Raw genomic sequence first — 18,525 nt, 5'->3', positions numbered from 1 at the left:
GCTAGGAGATTCTCACCGGGTTAACGACGTCCGCGATGAGGACCAGGATGGTGAAGCAGATGAAGATTCCGGCCACCACGTAGGCCACCGGCATCAGCTTCGCCACGTCGAACGGGCCGGGGTCGGGGCGGCGCAGCACCTTGGCGGTGTTGCGGCGCAGCGCCTCCCACAGGGCGCCCGCGATGTGCCCGCCGTCGAGCGGGAGCAGCGGGAGCATGTTGAACAGGAACAGGGAGAGGTTGAACCCGGCGACCAGCATCAGGGCCATGCCGAGCTGCTGGGTGGGCGGGATGTGCAGGGTGAAGATCTCGCCGCCGACGCGGGCGGCGCCGACCACGCCCATGGGCGAGTCGGGGGCGCGGGGCGCGCCGTGGAAGGCGGCGTCCCACAGGGCGGGGATCTTCGCCGGGAGGGCGGCGAGGGAGTCGACGGCGTCGCCGACGCGGTCGCCCATCCAGGTCAGGGACTCGCCGAAGTCCTGCCGGACGACGCCGGTGGCGGCGCTGAAGCCGAGGAAGCCGGCCTTGACGAACTCGCCCTGGACGTAGGCGCCGGAGGAGTCCTTCTTGGCGACCATGTTGGTGGCGATCTTCGCGTGCAGGGTGACCTCGTGGCCGCTCCGCTCGACGGTGATCGGCACGGTCTTGCCGGCGCTGTCGCGGATGAGGTCGGACAGCGTGTTCCAGTTCTCGGTGCGGCGGCCGTCGAAGGCGACGATCTTGTCGCCGGCCTTCATGCCGGCGGCGGCGGCCGGGGAGGCCGGGTCGGTCTTCTTGCAGGTGTCGCGGTTCTCGCTCTGCGAGATGACGCAGGGCGAGACGGAGCTGACGGTGGTGGTCTGCTGCTGGACGCCGAAGCCCATCAGCACGACGAGGAACAGGGCGACGGCGAGGATGAGGTTCATGAACGGGCCCGCGAACATCACGATGACCCGTTTCCAGGGCTTGCGGGTGTAGAACAGCCGCGACTCGTCACCGGGCTGCAGTTCCTCGAAGGCCGCCGAGCGGGCGTCCTCGATCATGCCGCGCCACGGCGAGGTGGAGCGAGCGCTGATCTTCCCGTCGTCGCCGGGCGGGAACATGCCGATCATGCGGATGTAGCCGCCGAAGGGGATGGCCTTGACGCCGTACTCCGTCTCGCCCTTCTTCCGCGACCAGACGGTCGGGCCGAAGCCGACCATGTACTGCGGCACCCGGATGCCGAACAGCTTGGCCGTGGACAGATGCCCCAGCTCGTGCCAGGCGATCGAGACGAGCAGGCCGACCGCGAAGACGACTATGCCGAGGATCATCATCAGGGACGTCATGCACGGGCCTCCGCGGTCTTCGCTGTCAGTTCCCGGGCCCGGGCCCTCGCCCAGGTCTCCGCTTCGAGGACGTCCGGCACGGTGAGTGAAGTTCCCGTGACCGGCGTGCCGTGCTCCTCGACCACCCGGGTGACGGTCTCCATGATGCCGGTGAAGGGCAGCGCGCCACGCAGGAAGGCGTCCACGCACTCCTCGTTGGCGGCATTGAACACCGCCGGGGCGGTGCCCGCGAGCGTTCCCACGTGCCGGGCGAGGTTCACCGACGGGAAGGCCTCGTCGTCCAGCGGGAAGAACTCCCACGTGGAGGCCTTGCTCCAGTCGAAGGCGGGCGCGGCGTCGGGGACGCGCTCGGGCCAGCCGAGACCGATGGCGATCGGGCCGCGCATGTCGGGGGGTGTCGCCTGGGCCATCGTCGATCCGTCCGTGAATTCCACCATCGAGTGGACATACGACTGCGGGTGCACGACGACCTCAATGCGGTCGAAGGGAATGTCGTAGAGCAGGTGGGCCTCGATGACCTCCAGGCCCTTGTTGACGAGGGTCGCGGAGTTGACCGTGATGACGGGACCCATGGCCCAGGTGGGGTGGGCGAGGGCGTCGTCGACGGTGACGTGGGCGAGGTCGGCCTTGGTGCGGCCGCGGAAGGGGCCGCCGGAGGCGGTGACGACGAGCTTGCGCACGTCGGCGCGTGTGCCGGCGGCGAGCGCCTGGAAGAGGGCGGCGTGCTCGGAGTCGACGGGGATGATCTGGCCGGGCTTGGCGAGGGCCTTGACCAGGGGGCCGCCGACGATGAGCGACTCCTTGTTGGCGAGCGCGAGGGTGCGGCCCGCCTCCAGGGCGGCGAGCGTGGGCGCGAGGCCGATGGAGCCGGTGATGCCGTTGAGGACGGTGTGACAGTCGGAGGCGGCGAGCTGGGTGGCCGCCTGCGCGCCGGCGAGGATCTCGGGCAGCGGCTGCCCGGGCCCGTACTGCGCGGCGAGCGCCTCCCGCAGCTGCGGTACGACGTCCTCGCGGGCCACGGCGACGGTCCGCACCTTCAGCCGGTGCGCCTGCTCGGCGAGGAGGGCGACGCGGCCGCCGTTGGCGGACAGGCCGGTGACCTCGAACCGGTCGGGGTTGCGCAGCACGAGGTCGATGGCCTGGGTGCCGATCGACCCGGTGGAGCCGAGGATCACCACGTCCTTGGGGCCGTCCGCGGTCACCGGGTCGTAGACGAGGTGCGGGTCGGCGAGAGGGGCTGGACTGTCACTCATTGCTCCATTGTGGCCGTACAGGCGCGCGCGGCGGACAGGTGTCCCCCTCACGGGTGGGTCGCGTCGCCTGCCGGGTGCCCCGGTCGCGGGGCACCCGGGGCACCGGTCACCGGATCGGGCGGTGCACGTTCTCCTTCTCGCTCGGGCCGGGGGTGGTGTCGGCGATCCACGGGCCGTCGCCGGAGGTGTCGATGACGCCCTCCTCCAGCCAGGTGTAGGTGCCGGCGAGGACGCCCTTGACGACCGCGCGGTCGAGGTCGTCGGTGTTGTTCCACAGGCGGCCGAAGAGCTCCTCGACGCGCAGCCGGGACTGGCGGCAGAACGCGTCGGCGAGCTGGTAGGCCTCGCGGCCGTTGGTGCCCTGGGAGCGCAGCAGTTCGGCGCGTACGCAGGCGGCGCTCATCGCGAACAGTTCGGCGCCGATGTCGACGATCCGGCCGAGGAAGCCCTGCTTGGACTCCATGCGGCCCTGCCAGCGGGACATGCCGTAGAAGGTGGAGCGGGCCAGCTTGCGGGCGGTGCGTTCGACGTAGCGCAGGTGGCCGGAGAGGTCCACGCCGTGCTTGAACTCGCCGTAGGAGGTGGGCAGGTGGCCCGGTCCGGCGACGAGTCTGGGCAGCCACTTGGCGTAGAAGAGGCCGGCGCCCGCACCCGCCTTCGCCTTGTCGCTCAGGGACTTGTCGGGGTCGATGAGGTCGCCGGCGACGGAGAGGTGGGCGTCGACGGCCTCGCGCGCGATCAGCAGGTGCATGATCTCCGTCGAGCCCTCGAAGATGCGGTTGATGCGCAGGTCGCGCAGCAGCTGCTCGGCGGGGACGCCGCGTTCGCCGCGGGCGCGCAGGGAGTCGGCGGTCTCGAAGCCGCGGCCGCCGCGGATCTGGACGAGTTCGTCGGCCATCAGCCAGGCCATCTCGGAGGCGTAGAGCTTGGCGAGGGCGCCTTCGATGCGGATGTCGTTGCGGTCCTCGTCGGCCATCTGGGAGGCGAGGTCGGTGACGGCCTCCAGGGCGAAGGTGGTGGCGGCGATGAAGGAGATCTTCGAGCCGACCGCCTCGTGCCGGGCGATGGGTTTGCCCCACTGCTCGCGGGCCTCGGACCACTCGCGGGCGATCTTCAGGCACCACTTGCCGGCGGCGACGCAGGACGCGGGCAGGGACAGCCGGCCGGTGTTCAGGGTGGTCAGGGCGATCTTCAGGCCCTGGCCCTCCTCGCCGATGCGGTGTGCGGCGGGGACGCGGACCCGGTGGAAGCGGGTGACGCCGTTCTCGATGCCGCGCAGGCCCATGAAGGCGTTGCGGTTCTCGACGGTGATGCCGGGCGAGTCGCTCTCCACGACGAACGCGGTGATGCCGCCCTTGTGGCCGTCGCCCTTCGGGACACGCGCCATGACGACGAGCAGGTCGGCGACCACGCCGTTGGTGGTCCACAGCTTCACCCCGTCGAGGACGTAGTCGTCCCCGTCGGGCACGGCGGTGGTGGCGAGCCGGGCCGGGTCGGAGCCGACGTCGGGCTCGGTGAGCAGGAAGGCGCTGATGTCGGTGCGGGCGCAGCGCGGGAGGAAGGTCTCCTTCTGCTCCTGGGTGCCGAACATCTTCAGCGGCTGCGGTACGCCGATCGACTGGTGCGCGGAGAGCAGCACGCCGATCGCGGGGCTCGCGGAGCCGGCCAGGGCGAGCGCCTTGTTGTAGTACACCTGGGTGAGGCCGAGCCCGCCGTACTTGGGGTCGATCTTCATGCCGAGGGCGCCGAGCTCCTTGAGGCCGTCGACGACCTCGTCGGGGATGCGGGCCTCGCGCTCGATGCGGGCGCCGTCGACCCGGGTCTCGAGGAAGTCGCGGAGCTTGGCGAGGAAGGCCTCGCCGCGCTGCACGGCCTCGTCGGTGGGCAGCGGGTGGGGGTGGATGAGGTCGAGCCGGAAGCGGCCGAGGAACAGCTCCTTGGCGAAGCTGGGCTTGCGCCAGTGCTGTTCCCGGGCGGCCTCCGCCACCTCGCGCGCCTCGCGCTCGCTGACGGCGGGCCGGGAGGGCGGTGGGGTGGCGGGAGAGGAGGAGGGAGTGGTGGGGGCGGACATGAGGGTCACCTCGCCGCGAAGAGGGATGTACGGGGACCGTTCGTTACCGACCAGTGCTACTGGATCGTTGGTACCCGAAAGCGGACGGTGCCACCAGTCCTCGCGCGGCCGTTCGGCCGATGCCCTCTCGCGCCACCGGACGGCCGTTCGACGGATCCTGCTGCCACCGGGCGGCGCGCCGCGCGGGCCCGGGAGTCGGGTCACCTGCGCCGGTGAGAGACTGTCGAAGCGCTTCGACGCCCCTCTGGACACTCGATGCACCCGACAGCTAGTGTCGAAGCGCCGCCCCCATCTCGTACACCCGGAGCGCTGTCGAAGCGCTTCACACCGCTTGGAGAGCCGCATGGTCACCCTCGCCGAGGTCGCCCAGCACGCCGGAGTGTCGGCGAGCACGGTGAGCTATGTGCTCAGCGGCAAGCGGTCCATCTCCGCGACCACCCGGCAGCGCGTCGAGCAGAGCATCCGCGAGCTGGGCTACCACCCCAACGCCGGGGCCCGCGCCCTCGCCAGCAGCAGGTCGAACATCATCGCACTGATGATCCCGCTGCGCACCGACATGTACGTGCCGGTGATGATGGAGATCGCCATCGCGGTCGCCACCACCGCCCGCACCCACGGCTACGACGTGCTGCTGCTCACCGGCGAGGAGGGCCCCGACGCCGTGCGCCGGGTCGCCGGCAGCGGGCTCGCCGACGCGATGATCCTGATGGACGTCGAGCTGGAGGACGAGCGGCTGCCGCTGCTGCGGGCCGGCGGCCAGCCCAGCGTGCTCATCGGACTGCCCGCCGACACCACCGGACTGACCTGCGTCGACCTGGACTGGGTCGCGACGGGTGCGCTGTGCGCCGAGCACCTGGCCGAGCTCGGCCACCGCGATGTCGCGGTCATCGGCGAGGCGCCGGCCGTCTACGAACGGCACACCGGGTTCGCCGAGCGCACCCTGGACGGGCTGCGCTCGCGCGCCCGTGAGCTGGGACTGCGCGTGCTGCACCGCCCCTGCGAGGGGGGTTACGACGCGGTGGCGGCCACCCTGGCCCGGATCTTCGACGAGCGGCCCGGCACCACGGGGTTCGTGGTGCAGAACGAGTCGGCGGTGGAGCCGCTGCTCGCGCTGCTGCGCCAGCAGGGCCGTGCGGTGCCGGAGGACGTGTCGGTGGTGGCCATCTGCCCCGACCCGGTCGCGACCCAGGGCTCGGTGCGGCTGACGTCGGTGGGGGTGCCCGCGCAGGAGATGGGGCGCAGTGCCGTGGAGCGGCTGGTCGCCAAGCTCGACGGAACCGGCGGCGACGACGTGGTGCTGATCGCGCCCGAACTGACGGTCCGGGCGAGCTCGGGACCGGCACCGGCGGCGCCCTGACCGGCGTACGGCCGGCAAGACCGGCGTACGGCCGGCATGAGGGGCGTACGGCCGACGTGAGAGGCGTGCGGCCGGTCCCGTAGGGGAGGGACCGGCCGCACCTGTGCGCTCAGCCGCCGCTGACGGTCAGGTTGTCGGTGACGAAGTTCAGGCCGCCGGACGACGAGGTGATCTCGTAGCCGAACTGGACGTCCCCGATGGTCTCGTTCCCGAACCAGCCCTTGGTGTCCTTGATCCACTTCAGCACCGGCAGGATGTTCACCGTGCCGGAGCTGGAGTTGGTGGTGCGCACGAAGGAGAACACCGCGTTGGAGCCGTTGTCGCCCTTGTAGACGTTCCACGTGTGGCCGCCGAGCGTGACGGTGCCCTGCGCCGTGCCGAGCGGTCCCACGGCGCCGGTCCTGTTGACCCAGAGCATGATCTCGTAGTCGTGGCCGGTGTCCCAGATGTCGTACGACGTGTTGTAGGCGCCGGAGGCCGGCACGGTCACGCGGTAGCTGCTGGTGAGCGACGTCAGCGAGGTGATGGGCTTGTTGATCGCCTTCGTGGCGTTCGGGTAGGACTTGATGCCGCCGGTGGCGGGGTGGTTCGCCCACACGCCCCAGTTGGTGCCGGAGTTGGCCCAGACGCACTGGCTGCCGGCTCCGGAGCCCCAGATGTTGTTGTAGAGCGTGTAGCCGTTCAGCGTGGTGCTGCCCCACTGGTCGCAGCTGTTCCACACGGCGGCCGAGGCGGGGGCGGCGGCGAGGCCGACGGTGGCGCCGAGGGCCAGCGCCGGGGCGAGGACGGCGGTCGTGATCCTGGTACGGAGGACCATGGTGTTCCTTCCATGGGTGGGGGGAGGTGCCAGGTCACCGCGTGCTCACGGTGAGGACGCGGTCTTCTCCGGCGACGAGGTCGAGCCTCGTGGCGCCGGCGGAAGTCCTGAGGTCGACGCGGACGGTGCGGGTGGGGCGCACGACCGCGCGGGCGCCGTCGGGCGACCAGGTGAGGTCGAGGCGGGCGCCGAAACGGGTGCGCACGCCCCGCAGTTCGCCCGCCGGGCAGGCCGCCGGGACGGCCGGGAGCAGCACGAGCCGCTCGGGGGTGGACTGCACGAGTGCCTCGATCAGGACGGCGGGCAGGGTGTGGGCGGCGTCGGCGTTGTAGACGTGGCGGCGGGGGTAGTGCGCGCTCATCAGCGAGGCGTGGAAGTGGTCGCCGCCGAGCACACGGGCGAGGGCGTCGCCGACCCGCCGGGCGTCGCGCAGGCGGGCGGCGATCAGGGCCCGGTGGAGGTGGCCGTGCGCGGAGTCGTTCTCCGTGCCGCGCAGGGCGAGGGCGCGGTGGGCGGCGGCGGCCAGGTCCGGGGTGTCGTAGGGGGTGATCTCCTCCAGGGGCCAGACGGCGTACAGGTGGCTGAGGTGGCGGTGGTCGTAGCGGTCCCGCAGGCCCGGCCAGGCCCACTCGGCGAGCGCTCCGTCGGCGTTGACGCGGTGCGGGGGCAGCCGGTCGGCGAGGGCGTGCCAGCGGACGGCGTCGGCGGTGCCCGGGTGGTAGGCGGCGGCGGTGCGCAGGGCGTGCCGGGCCGCGGAGAGGTCCATGGCCGCGTTGAGGGTGCCCCAGCTCGCGTTGGCGGGCCGGTTCTCGGGCGAGTAGGACGGGACGACGACCAGGTGCCCGTCGGCGTCGGTGCGGGTGAGGAAGTCCTCGTAGAAGCGGGCCGTCTCGGCGAGCGCGGCGGCGGTGCGCGGGTCGCGGGCGCCGCGGGCCTCGTCGTGGTCGACGAGCGGTTTGAGCAGCCAGTCGGCGCCGGCCGTCCACAGGTGCAGCGGGTACTCCCGGCTGAAGTGGTACGAGCGCCCCGAGGTGCCGTCGCTGTGGGCGGGCGCGACCACGCCGCGCGCGCCGAAGACGGCGCGGGCGTTCTCCCGCCAGTCCGGCAGCTGACGGGTGATCAGCCGATGCAGCGCCTCGGTGACTTCGGGAAGGTCGGCGCTGACGGCGGAGGCGGTCTGGAGGTTGAGGTTGGCGTCGAGGGTGAAGGCGCCCGACCAGGCGGTGTCCCAGTCGCCGGTCCACAGGCCGGTCAGCCGGGGCGGGTTGAATCCGCCGGCGGACAGCAGGTGGTACCGGCCGGCGGCGAAGAGGCGCTCCAGCAGGGCCGGGCTGTGCGGGCGCGCGAGCAGCGCGGAGCCGGGCAGCGCGCGTTCGGCGGGGTCGGCGCGCAGGTCGAGGGTGACCCGCAGGTAGGCGGTGCGGTGCCAGGCGAGATGCCGCTCACGCAGGGTCTCGTACGACGGCGGCAGCGCGCCCAGGGCCCGCGTCTCGGCCATGACCTCCAGTTCGCCGGGGTGCCGCCGCACCCGGGTGAGCAGCAGCACCCCCTCGGCGCCCTCGACGCGGACGCCGGGCGGGGTGAGGGTGGTGCGGCCGCCGGTGACGACGAGTCGGGTGACGCCGGTGAAGGCGTGGTCGCTGCCGGGGTAGCGGGCGCGCAGGGAGAGCGCGGCCCCCTCGGGGGTGAGCAGGGCGCCCTGGCCGACGCGGAGACCGGTGGGGGCACCCGGGAGGCGGTGGTCGAGGCGGACGTCCAGGGTGAGGCCTGCGGCGGTGACGTGGTGGACGATCACGTCGTCGGCGCGGGAGGCGAAGACGCGGCTGGTCCAGTCGCCGTCGCGGGCGCTCGCCTCGCCGGTGGCGAAGTCCGCGTCCCGCCGGTAGCCGGACCGGTCGCCGGCCGCCGGCCGTCGCAGCCGTACGGCGAAGGCGGGGTGGAAGGGCTGTACCCACTGCAGGGGCCGCCCGTCGGTGAAGTGCTCGGCGGCGGTGGTGTCGCCGGCCAGCAGCCGGTCCTGGAGGGCGGTGAGCCGGCCGGCGAGGCGGGGCGGGCGGGCGTGCTCGCCGCCGTTGGGGCGGACCAGGGTGTGGTGGGTGACGATCACCCGGTCGTCGTGCGGGTCGCCGAACACGAGGGCGCCGTGGTGGCCGTTGCCGGTGAGGAAGGCGTCCTCCCAGCGGGCGGCGGGCTCCGGCTCCCAGGTGCCGTGGACGGGGGTGTGGCTCATGGCCGCAGCACCGCCGCTCCGTGACGGCCGAGGGCGACCTCGCCGGTGACGGCCGTCCCGGTGAGGAGGTCGGTGTGGGTGCCGGGCACGGCGACGGTGACCGGGGCGCCGCCGTGGTTGAGCAGGAACAGCAGCTCACCGCGGCGTACGGCCTCCACCGTGGGGGGAAGGCCCGCCAGGACCGGGTGCACGCCGGCGTCGGCGGCGATCCGGCTGAGCAGGGAGCGCAGCGCGGCGGGCTCGGGGAGGGTGGAGACGTACCAGGCGCGGCCGCGGCGCAGCACGGCGGGCAGCCCGTCCAGCTCGCCGCCCTCGTAGGGGATCGTCTCGTCGGGGTCGGCGGGTTCGATCTCCTCCGACCACAGGGTGCCGGTGAAGCCGGCGCAGGCGACGGTCTCGCCCGTCTCCAGGGGCCACCACTCGTGCAGGACGCGGATGCCGAACAGCTCTCGCAGCCGGGCGTCCATCCCGCCGGGGCGGATCCGGTCGTCCCGGTCGGCGACGCCGGTGTGGAAGCCGCTGACCAGGGTGCCGCCCCGGCGGACGTAGGCGAGGAGGTTGTCGATCGCGGCGTCGGTCAGCAGGTACAGCTGGGGGACGACGACGAGCCGGTAGCCGGACAGGTCGTGCTCGGGGTGGGCGAAGTCGGTGGTGAGGTGCGCTTCCATCAGGGCGCGGTGCCAGGCGTGCAGCAGGTCCGGCAGGCCGAAGCGGGTGGAGGGGCGGGCCTCCTGGTCGCTCGCCCACCAGGAGTGCCAGTCGTGCAGGACGGCGATGCCGGCGGGGACGGCGGTGCCCGTGACGTGCGGGGCGAGCCGGGCGAGGTCGGCGCCGATCCGCTTGACCTCCTGGAAGGTGCGGCCCCGCTCCCCCGCGTGGCCGAGCATCGCGGAGTGGAACTTCTCGGCGCCCTGCCGGGACTGGCGCCACTGGAAGCAGCAGACGGCGTCCGCGCCGCGCGCCACGGCCTGGAGGGACCACAGCCGGTTCAGTCCGCGCGGCTTGGGGTGGTTCACACCGCGCCAGTTGACGGCCGAGGCGGCCTGCTCCATCAGCATCCACGGTCCGCGGGCCTGCGAGCGGGTCAGGTCCTGCACCAGCGCGCCGTGGCGAGCGCCGGCGAGCGGGTCGCGCGGGTCGGGGTAGAGGTCGACGGAGACGACGTCCTCCTCCGCGGCCCAGCGCCAGGCGTCCTGTCCTTCCCACAGCGGCATGAAGTTGGTGGTGACCGGGAGGTGCGGGGTGTGCCGGGTGACGATGTCGCGTTCGGCGGTGAAGCACTCCAGGAGCATGTCGGAGGTGAAGCGGCGGAAGTCCAGCACCTGGGCGGGGTTCTTCAGGTAGTGGGTGCGCCGCGCGGGCAGCACGCCGTCCCAGCTGTCGTGTTCCTGGCCCCAGAAGGCGGTGCCCCAGGCGTCGTTGAGGGCGTCGAGGGTGCGGTAGCGCTCGCGCAGCCAGCGGCGGAAGGCGGCGGCCGCCTCGTCGCCGTGGTCGTAGCTGCAGTACTCGTTGTTGATGTGCCACATGGTCAGGGCCGGGTGGCGGGCGTAGCGGGCGGCCAGGTCCTCGGTGATGGCGGCTGCGTGGCGGCGGTAGGTGGTGCTGGAGGGGGAGAAGTGCTGGCGGCCGCCCCACCACTCGACGTGGCCGTCGGCGTCCCTGGGCAGGGTCTCGGGATGCAGGCGGCCCAGCCAGGGCGGGGGCGAGGCGGTGGGGGTGGCGAGGACGACGCCGACGCCGTTGTCGTGCAGCAGGTCCAGCAGCCGGTCCAGCCAGCCGAAGTTCCGCTCCCCCGGCCTCGGTTCGAGCCGCGACCAGGAGAAGACGCCGACGGTGACGGAGGTGACGCCGGCCTCGCGCATCAGCCGTACGTCGTCCTGCCAGACCTGTTCGGGCCACTGCTCGGGGTTGTAGTCGCCGCCGAACAGGAGGCGGCCGCGGGTGGCGTCGGCGAGCGTGGGGCGGGGGCCGTCCGCGGGGCGAGGAGGGCCGGGCGTGCGGGGGGTGCTCATCCCTTGACCGCCCCGGTCAGCATGCCCTTCCTGAAGTGCTTCTGGACGAACGGCGACAGCACGGCCACCGGCAGCAGGGCCATCACCATGACCGCCATCTGCACGGCCAGCCCGGACAGTTCGCCGGTCTTGATGGCCTGCCCGAGCCCGACCGGCGCCTCCTGCTTCTGCACCAGCTGGATCATGACGTTCTGCAGCGGCATCATGTCCTGGTCGTTGAGGTACAGCGAGGCGTTGAACCAGGCGCTCCAGTAGCCGACGGCGTAGAACAGCGTGATCACGGCGAGGACGGCCCGGGACAGCGGCATCACGATCCGCCACAGGATGCGCAGGTCGCCGGCGCCGTCGATGCGGGCGCTGTCGATCAGTTCCGGCGAGATGCCCATGAAGAAGCCGCGCAGGACCAGGATGTTGAACACGCTGACCGCGCTCGGCAGGATCAGCGCGAGATAGCTGTCGGTCAGGCCGAGGGTCTGCACCAGCAGGTAGGTCGGGATGAGTCCGGCGCTGAAGAACATCGTCGCCATGAGCGTCATCAGGATCCACCGGTGGCCGAGCGATCCGCTGCGGGAGAGGCCGTAGGCGCACAGCACGGACACCGCCATGGAGAACAGCGTGCCGACGACGGTGACCAGGACGCTGACGACCGCGGCCCGGGTGACCTGGCCGCCGCCGAGCAGTTCCCGGTAGGCGACGAAGGTGATGCCCTTGGGGACCATGACCAGGCCGCCGGCCTCGTCGATGGTCCGCCGGGAGGACAGGCTGGTGACGACGACGATCCACAGCGGGAAGAGGACCGCCAGGCAGGCCAGCGTGAGCACCAGGCCCTTGCCGGCGAGGCCGGCCCGGGTCGGCGGCTCCTCCCACACCGGCCGCCGAGGCGCGGCCCACGGGGCGCGGCGCCCCGGCTTGTCGAGGACGGCGGTCACTTCTTGTACACCCCCTGCTCGCCCATGAGATGGGCGACCTTGTTCGCGGTGAGCACCAGGCCGATGCCGACCACGCCCTTGATCAGTCCGGCGGCGGCCGCGTAGCCGAAGTCCTGGTTGCGTACGCCGTTCCACCACACGAAGGTGTCGAGGACCTCGGAGGCGCCGGGTCCGACGGCGTCGCGTTGCAGCAGGATCTGCTCGAAGCCGACGGTGAGGGCGTCGCCGACGCGCAGCACCAGCAGCAGCGCGATCACCGGGCGCAGCGCGGGCAGCGTGACGTGCCACATGCGGCGCCACCGGCCGGCGCCGTCCATCGCGGCCGCCTCGTACAGGTCGGAGGGAACGGCGGCCAGCGCGGCGAGGAAGACGATGATCCCCCAGCCGGCGTCCTTCCACACCGTCTGCGCGGTGACGAGGAACTTGAAGGTGTCCGGGTCGGTCATGATGTCCAGGCCGTCGTGGCCGTGCTGCCGCAGCAGCTGCGAGAGCAGGCCGGCGCCGCCGAGGAGCTGCTGGAAGACGGCGATGACGAGCACCCAGGAGAAGAAGTGCGGCAGGTACAGCACGGCCTGGGCGACGGCCCGCACCCGCGGCCGGACCACGCTGTTGATGAGCAGCGCGAGCAGGATCGGGATCGGGAAGTACAGGACCAGCTGGAGGACGAACAGCACCAGCGTGTTCGTCACCGCGTCCCAGAAGGCGGAGTCGGCGAAGATGCGCCGGAAGTTGTCCAGGCCCACGAAGGGGCTGTTCAGGATGGACACGACGCCGTTGTCGCTGAGGTAGGGGTCGTAGTCCTGGAAGGCGACGACGTTGCCGAGGATCGGCAGGTAGTTGAAGAGCAGGACCAGCGCGAGGGCCGGGAGCGTCATGAGGATGAGCAGGCGGTCGCGGCGGAACCTGACCCTGAGGCTCACCCTGCCCGACGGCCGCTCGGCGGCGGGCGCGGCCGGCTCGCGCGCCGGCTTCTTCGCCTCGGACCTGCCGCGGGGCACCGTGGTGTGGGACACGGCCGTTCTCCTTGCCTGGCAGGTCAGTGGGAAGGGCCGTTGTCGTCGAGGATCTTCTTGTACCAGTCGCGCAGCCGGTCGCCGCCCTTGCGCTTCCAGTCGGAGACGGCCTGCTGCATGTCGGCGATCTTCCTGCGGCCGCGGACGATGTCGTCCTCCAGCTGCTCGAAGTCGTTGGAGAGGTTGGTCCAGCGGGCGGGCTCGGTGATCTGCATGCCGTAGAAGGAGGACTTGCGGGTGAGGGCGCCCATCCGCTGCTGCCACTCGACCTGGCCGCGCGCGACCTCGGGGAAGTCGGGGTGGGCGATGGTCGCGGCGGGGCTCGCGATCATCACGTAGGCGTTCATCACGTCGATGTTGCCCTGGTCGGTCTTGACCGGGACGCCGTCCTTGACGGTGTAGTGGGTGCCCTCGACGCCGTAGTTGGTGAGCATGTACTCCTTGGTGCCGTACGGCGCCGCGGTGACGTCGGCGACGGCGAGGACGTCGCGGATCACGGCCTCGGACGCCTTCTTGTTGACGAAGGCGAAGATGTTGGCCGGCTGGGTCGCCCACAGGACGGGCTTGCCGCCGTCGTGCCCGAAGACGTCCATGCCCCAGATCTCGAACTGCGGGTTGTGGACGGCCTGTTCGGCGGTGCGACTCCACCACTGCGAGATGTCGTTGGGGTAGATGAGGAACTCGCCGGCCGCGAACTTCGGGCCGGCGTCGGTGGCCTGGCTCTTGCCGAGCCGCGCGTCGGGGTGGACGACGCCGGCGGCGAAGAGCTTGCGGGTCCACTCCAGGGCCTCGAGGTACTCGGGGGTCTCGATGCGGTTGACCAGGTGGCCGTCGACCAGGTTCCAGCCGAGCGGCTTCTCCGCGCCGGAGAGCACGCCGAAGGCCTGGAACGCGGTCCACTTCATGTCCAGGCAGGCCCAGCGCTTGGCGCGGGCGTTGGTGATCTCCTTGGCCAGCGCCATGAACTCGTCGGCGGAGCGCGGGACGGCGTACCCCTCCTTGTCGAAGACGTCCTTGCGGTACAGGGGCACGATGTTGGTGACGTACGGGGCGGGCATGGGCAGGCCGCGCAGCCTGCCGCCGAAGATCGAGCGCTGCCAGGCGTCGGTGGGGATCGCCGCGAGGTTCGGGTACTCCTTGACGGCGTCGCCGGACAGATAGGGGCCGAGGTCGGCGAACTTGCCGGTGACGGCGCTGGGGATCTTGCCGTTCATGTTCCAGCCGGGGACGACCACCACGTCGGGGATGTCGCTGGAGGCGAGGACCGCACCGAGTTTCTGCTCGTAGGTGTTGCCGTCCTGGTTCTGCCAGCGGACGTCGACGCCGATGAGGTCGTTCATGGCGCGGTAGTAGGCGTTGTCGTTCTTCGGCGGGGAGCCCCAGAACGGCGACATGACGGTGACCCTGCCGCCCTTGCCGAGCTTGCGGGGCACGGAGGTCTTCAGGCCGGCGAGGTCGAGCCTGCTCGTGAAGCCGACCGCGGAGCCGTTCTTCGCCGGGATGTCGGGCGCCACCACGTTCTGGGCGATGTACGCGGGCAGGATCTTGCGGGCGTCCTTGCCCGAGGTGGTGCCGTCGCGTGATCCGCTGTCCGCGCCGCCGCAGGCGGCGAGCAGCGGCATCCCTCCGGCCACCGCCGCGGTGGCGAGGGCGGTCGAGGCGAGGAAGCTTCTCCGGCTGGCCCCGGGGGGAGCGGAGGCGACGTTCGGCGTCATTGCGTCAACCCTTCATGCCTGCGTGGCGCACCAGGACACCCGGCGGTGGCCGTCGGCTGCGGTGTCTTCAGTGGAACTGGCTGAGCGGGAGAAACGCCTCGCGTCCTGTCGAAGCGCTTCGATGTGGAGCGAGATTAGGTGACGGGCGGGGGCCGCACAAGGGTCGTGTACCGGTCTCCTGACCGTCCCTTGACACTCGACCTTTCGAGCATTGAGCATCGAAGCGCTTCGAAAGGGGACTTCCACGTGACCGCATCTGCCGCGCCCGTGCTGCCGTTCCGCGATCCGCGGCTGCCGGTGGACCAGCGCATCGACGACCTCCTGGGACGCCTGACCCTGGACGAGAAGATCTCCTTCCTGCACCAGTTCGCGCCCGCCGTCGAGCGGCTCGGCGTCGCGGCGTTCCGCACCGGGCAGGAGGCGCTGCACGGCGTGGCCTGGATGGGCCCGGCGACGGTGTTCCCGCAGGCCGTCGGGCTGGGCGCCACCTGGAACGCGGAGCTGGTGCGCCGGGTGGGCGAGGCGGTGTCGAAGGAGGCGCGGGCGATGCGCGCCCGCGACGAGCGGGTCGGGCTCAACGTGTGGGCGCCGACCGTGAACCTGCTGCGCCACCCGCTGTGGGGCCGCGGCGAGGAGGGCTACTCGGAGGACCCGGGGCTCACCTCCGTCCTCGCCACCGCCTACACCCGCGGCCTGCGCGGCGACCACCCCGTGTACTGGCGCACGGCGCCCGTCCTCAAGCACTGGCTCGCGCACAACAACGAGACACGGCGGGACACCACGTCCAGCTCGGTACGGCCGCGAGTGCTCCACGAGTACGACCTGCGCGCCTTCCGTGACACGGTGCGGGCGGGCGCGGTCGCCGGGGTGATGCCGGCGTACAACCTGGTCAACGGCCGCCCCAACCATGTCTCGCCCTACCTCGCGGAGCACCTGCGGCGCTGGACGGACCAGGAGCTGCTGGTGTGCTCCGACGCGGGCGCGCCGTCCAACCTGGTCGAGACCGAGCACTACTTCGCCACCCACGAGGAGGCGACGGCGGCCGCGCTGAAGGCGGGCGTGGACAGCTTCACGGACCACGGCACGGACGCCGCGCCGACCGTCGAGCGGGTCAGGGCGGCGCATGCGCGGGGCCTGGTGACGGAGACGGACATCGACACCGCCGTCCGCCGCCAGCTGTCCGTGCGGTTCCGGCTCGGCGAGTTCGACGGGTACGAGGACCCGGGCGCCTTCGACACCCCCGAACACCGGGACCTGGCGCGGGAGTCGGCCGAGCAGGCGATCGTGCTGCTGCGCAACGACGGGCTGCTGCCGCTGGCCGCCGGCACCCGGATCGCGGTGGCGGGGCTGCTCGCCGACGAGTGCAAGCTCGACTGGTACAGCGGCACGCTGCTGCACCGCTCCACCCCGCTGGAGGGGCTGAACGAGCGGTTCGGCGCGGACCGGGTGGAGTTCGCGGAGGGCGTGGACCGGGTGCGGCTGCGGACCTCGGCGGGGGCGTTCCTGCGGGTGCCCGCCGCGGACGACGTCCCCGAGCGGGCCCTCGGCGCCGAGGGCGCGCTCGACCCGGCGCTGCTGGCCGGCCGCACCGACCTGCCGCCGCTGACCACCGACGCCGAGGGCAGCGAACTGGCCCTCGTCGACTGGGGCGAGGGCGTGCTGACGCTGCGCGCGCCCGACGGCCGCTATGTGTCGGTCGCCGAGGACGGCTACCTGCGCGCCTCCGCCGACCAGCCCGGCGGCTGGATCGTACAGGAGACGTTCCGGCTGGAACCGCACGGCGGAGGTCATCTTCTGCGGCACCTGGGCACCGGCCGCCCGGTGACGGTCGCCGCCGACGGCGTGAAGGTTGCCGAGGAGGACCCCGAGGTGTTCGAGGTGATCGTCACCGAGCGGGGCGAGGACGCGGTGGCGCGGGCCGCGGCGAGCGCCGACGCGGTGGTGCTGGTCGCGGGCAACGACCCGCACATCAACGGCCGCGAGACGCAGGACCGTACGACGCTGCGGCTGCCCGCCCACCAGGAGCGGCTGCTGCGGGCCGCCCTGGAGGCCAACCCGCGCACGGTGCTGGCGCTGGTGTCGTCCTACCCGTACGCGCTGGACGCGCGGCGGCTACCGGCGGTGCTGTGGACGGCCCACGGCGGCCAGGCGGCCGGCACCGCGCTGGCCCGCGTCCTGGCCGGGGACGTCTCCCCCGCCGGCCGGCTCCCCCAGACCTGGTACGCCGACGACGCCGACCTGCCCGGCCTGCTGGACTACGACGTGATCGGCTCACGCCAGACGTACCTGTACTTCGAGGGCACGCCCCTGTTCCCGTTCGGGCACGGCCTGTCGTACGCGGCCTTCGCCTACGGCGGCCTGCGCACGCACCTGGGGTCCGGCACGCTGCGGGTGGCGTTCTCGGTCACGAACACCTCCGACCGTACGGCGGACGAGGTGGCCCAGCTGTACACCCGGGCCGTGGAACCCTCGGTGCCCAGGCCGCGCCGGGAGCTGCTGGCGCACGCACGCCTCACGCTGGGACCGGGCGAGACGCGGGAGGTGACCTTCGACGTCCCCCTGTCCGCCTTCGCGTTCTGGGACGTGGCGCTCGGCCGGTGGCGCCGCGAGCCGGGCCCGCACGACCTCCTGATCGGCGCCTCCAGCGAGGACGTCCGCCTGCGCACGACCCTGGACCTGGACGGCGAACCGCCGGCCCCCCGCCCGGTCCTCGAACGCGGCCTGGAGGCAGCCGACTTCGACGAGCAGAGCGGGGCGGAGATCGTGGACCGGACGAAGACCTCGGGCGACGCGCTGACCCCGGCAACCCCCGGCAAGACGGCGGAACTCCTCTACCGGGCCTGCGACTTCGGGGCGGCCGGGGTGCGGGAGGTGACGGCCGAGGTGGCCGGCGCCGGCCGGCTGGAGATCTCGGTGGACGGCGGGCCGCCGCTCGCCGTGATCGAGGCGGACGGCGCTGACCCGTACGCCTGGACACGCCTGACGGCGGGCTGCGCCGCGGCCGGGATCCACGACCTGCGCCTCACCCTGCGCGGCGGCCTGCGCCTCGCGCGCCTGGACTTCACCGGGTGAGTCCACCGCCCTGACGCCGCCCCTCGTGGTGCGGACGCCGGCCGGTTCAGAGGCCCACGAGGGCGTTCAGGTTCTCGTGTCCGATGCCCGGCCGGCTGAGCGCGAGCCAGCCGTGGCCCCGCATCCGGGTGGAGGCGCCGATGCCACCGGGGTCGACGGACAGCCGCGCGCACGCCTGGGCCACCGTCGTGGTGCCGCCGGGTTCCTCCCAGGGGAACGGGTCACCGACATCGTCCGCGTCGTCGTACGCCGCGCGGCGCCGGCGGATACGGCCCTCACGGGCGACGACCCAGAGATCGGTGCCGCCGGCTCCGTCCTCGTAGAACATCTGGGCTTCGCCGCACAGGGCGCTCAGCCGTTCCGCCGCGGCCATCCACGCGTCCCAGTCGACGCCGACCAGGTCGGGCAGATTGCCGAAGACCAGCCGCCAGCCGTCCAGTTCGGGCGTGACGAAGGTGGGCACCGCGTCCTGGCGGAAGGGGAGGTCCTCGACGTCGGCGCCCTCGTCCAGGGTGACCGGGAACCGGTCGTGCAGACCGAGCGCCTCGAAGACCCCTGCGTACGCCGCGCCGGGCACCGCGTACCACCAGCCGCGGGGATCCAGGGAAAAGGGCTCGTCCCCAGCGGACTTGATCCCGGCACGCCGCTCGAGGAGCCTGCGGTCGCGCTGGTCGAGGCGGTCGAAAAGACCGGAGGCGATGAGGTCACCCAGCCTGCTGCGGATCATGACCGCAGATCCTACGCAGCCAC

Annotated in this window: 12 protein-coding genes; 2 read left to right on the top strand and 10 right to left on the bottom strand. The window is 72.3% G+C overall.

Features of this window, described 5'->3' with window-relative positions:
* Position 1 precedes the first annotated feature (1 nt).
* The 3 genes from ACF1AL_RS31000 to ACF1AL_RS30990 all read right to left on the bottom strand — a co-directional run bounded on the left by ACF1AL_RS31000 (position 2) and on the right by ACF1AL_RS30990 (position 4,630).
* On the bottom strand, positions 2 to 1,306 hold the full coding sequence (locus ACF1AL_RS31000; RefSeq protein ID WP_391828295.1) for a M50 family metallopeptidase: 1,305 nt from the start codon (positions 1,304 to 1,306) through the stop codon (positions 2 to 4).
* The gene (gene dxr, locus ACF1AL_RS30995; protein ID WP_391779524.1) at positions 1,303 to 2,559 is read right to left on the bottom strand and encodes a 1-deoxy-D-xylulose-5-phosphate reductoisomerase; all 1,257 of its coding nucleotides are present in this window, start codon (positions 2,557 to 2,559) and stop codon (positions 1,303 to 1,305) included. Before dxr ends, ACF1AL_RS31000 begins: the two co-directional genes overlap by 4 nt.
* A 106-nt stretch (positions 2,560 to 2,665) precedes the next feature.
* Positions 2,666 to 4,630: an acyl-CoA dehydrogenase family protein gene (locus ACF1AL_RS30990; RefSeq protein WP_391698445.1), complete on the bottom strand. Its 1,965-nt coding sequence runs from the start codon at positions 4,628 to 4,630 to the stop codon at positions 2,666 to 2,668.
* A gap of 343 nt (positions 4,631 to 4,973) precedes the next feature.
* Between ACF1AL_RS30990 and ACF1AL_RS30985 the strand changes: the two genes are divergently transcribed.
* Positions 4,974 to 5,987 (top strand): LacI family DNA-binding transcriptional regulator, encoded by a 1,014-nt coding sequence (locus tag ACF1AL_RS30985; RefSeq protein ID WP_391828293.1) that lies wholly within the window; start codon positions 4,974 to 4,976, stop codon positions 5,985 to 5,987.
* 109 nt (positions 5,988 to 6,096) lie between these two features.
* On the opposite strand, the gene ACF1AL_RS30980 is transcribed toward ACF1AL_RS30985, so the two are convergent.
* The 6 genes from ACF1AL_RS30980 to ACF1AL_RS30955 are packed head-to-tail and all read right to left on the bottom strand — an operon-like array spanning position 6,097 to position 14,703.
* Positions 6,097 to 6,804, bottom strand: a complete 708-nt coding sequence (locus ACF1AL_RS30980) for a hypothetical protein (RefSeq protein ID WP_391656999.1) — start codon at positions 6,802 to 6,804, stop codon at positions 6,097 to 6,099.
* Positions 6,805 to 6,838: 34 nt separating this feature from the next.
* Positions 6,839 to 9,034: a glycoside hydrolase N-terminal domain-containing protein gene (locus tag ACF1AL_RS30975; RefSeq protein WP_391828291.1), complete on the bottom strand. Its 2,196-nt coding sequence runs from the start codon at positions 9,032 to 9,034 to the stop codon at positions 6,839 to 6,841.
* Positions 9,031 to 11,046: a beta-galactosidase gene (locus ACF1AL_RS30970; protein ID WP_391698433.1), complete on the bottom strand. Its 2,016-nt coding sequence runs from the start codon at positions 11,044 to 11,046 to the stop codon at positions 9,031 to 9,033. Before ACF1AL_RS30970 ends, ACF1AL_RS30975 begins: the two co-directional genes overlap by 4 nt.
* On the bottom strand, positions 11,043 to 11,975 hold the full coding sequence (locus ACF1AL_RS30965) for a carbohydrate ABC transporter permease (protein ID WP_386584726.1): 933 nt from the start codon (positions 11,973 to 11,975) through the stop codon (positions 11,043 to 11,045). The genes ACF1AL_RS30970 and ACF1AL_RS30965 overlap by 4 nt, the downstream gene beginning before the upstream one ends.
* On the bottom strand, positions 11,972 to 12,988 hold the full coding sequence (locus ACF1AL_RS30960; protein WP_391698430.1) for an ABC transporter permease: 1,017 nt from the start codon (positions 12,986 to 12,988) through the stop codon (positions 11,972 to 11,974). Before ACF1AL_RS30960 ends, ACF1AL_RS30965 begins: the two co-directional genes overlap by 4 nt.
* 23 nt (positions 12,989 to 13,011) lie before the next feature.
* Positions 13,012 to 14,703, bottom strand: a complete 1,692-nt coding sequence (locus ACF1AL_RS30955) for an extracellular solute-binding protein (RefSeq protein ID WP_391828289.1) — start codon at positions 14,701 to 14,703, stop codon at positions 13,012 to 13,014.
* A 246-nt stretch (positions 14,704 to 14,949) separates the two neighbouring features.
* Here ACF1AL_RS30955 and ACF1AL_RS30950 point away from each other — a divergent pair, with 246 nt between their 5' ends.
* Complete coding sequence (locus ACF1AL_RS30950) at positions 14,950 to 17,775, top strand: glycoside hydrolase family 3 C-terminal domain-containing protein (protein WP_391819769.1); 2,826 nt, start codon at positions 14,950 to 14,952, stop codon at positions 17,773 to 17,775.
* A gap of 46 nt (positions 17,776 to 17,821) precedes the next feature.
* Here the strand turns inward: ACF1AL_RS30950 and ACF1AL_RS30945 are convergent, their stop codons facing one another.
* Positions 17,822 to 18,502, bottom strand: a complete 681-nt coding sequence (locus tag ACF1AL_RS30945) for a hypothetical protein (RefSeq protein WP_391819767.1) — start codon at positions 18,500 to 18,502, stop codon at positions 17,822 to 17,824.
* Positions 18,503 to 18,525: the final 23 nt, after the last annotated feature.

Origin of the sequence: Streptomyces sp. NPDC014801 (assembly GCF_043082085.1) — a bacterium.
Classification (GTDB): Bacteria; Actinomycetota; Actinomycetes; order Streptomycetales; family Streptomycetaceae; genus Streptomyces.
The sequence above is the reverse complement of the archived record's forward strand: the minus strand, read 5'-3'. Positions and strand labels throughout refer to the sequence as shown.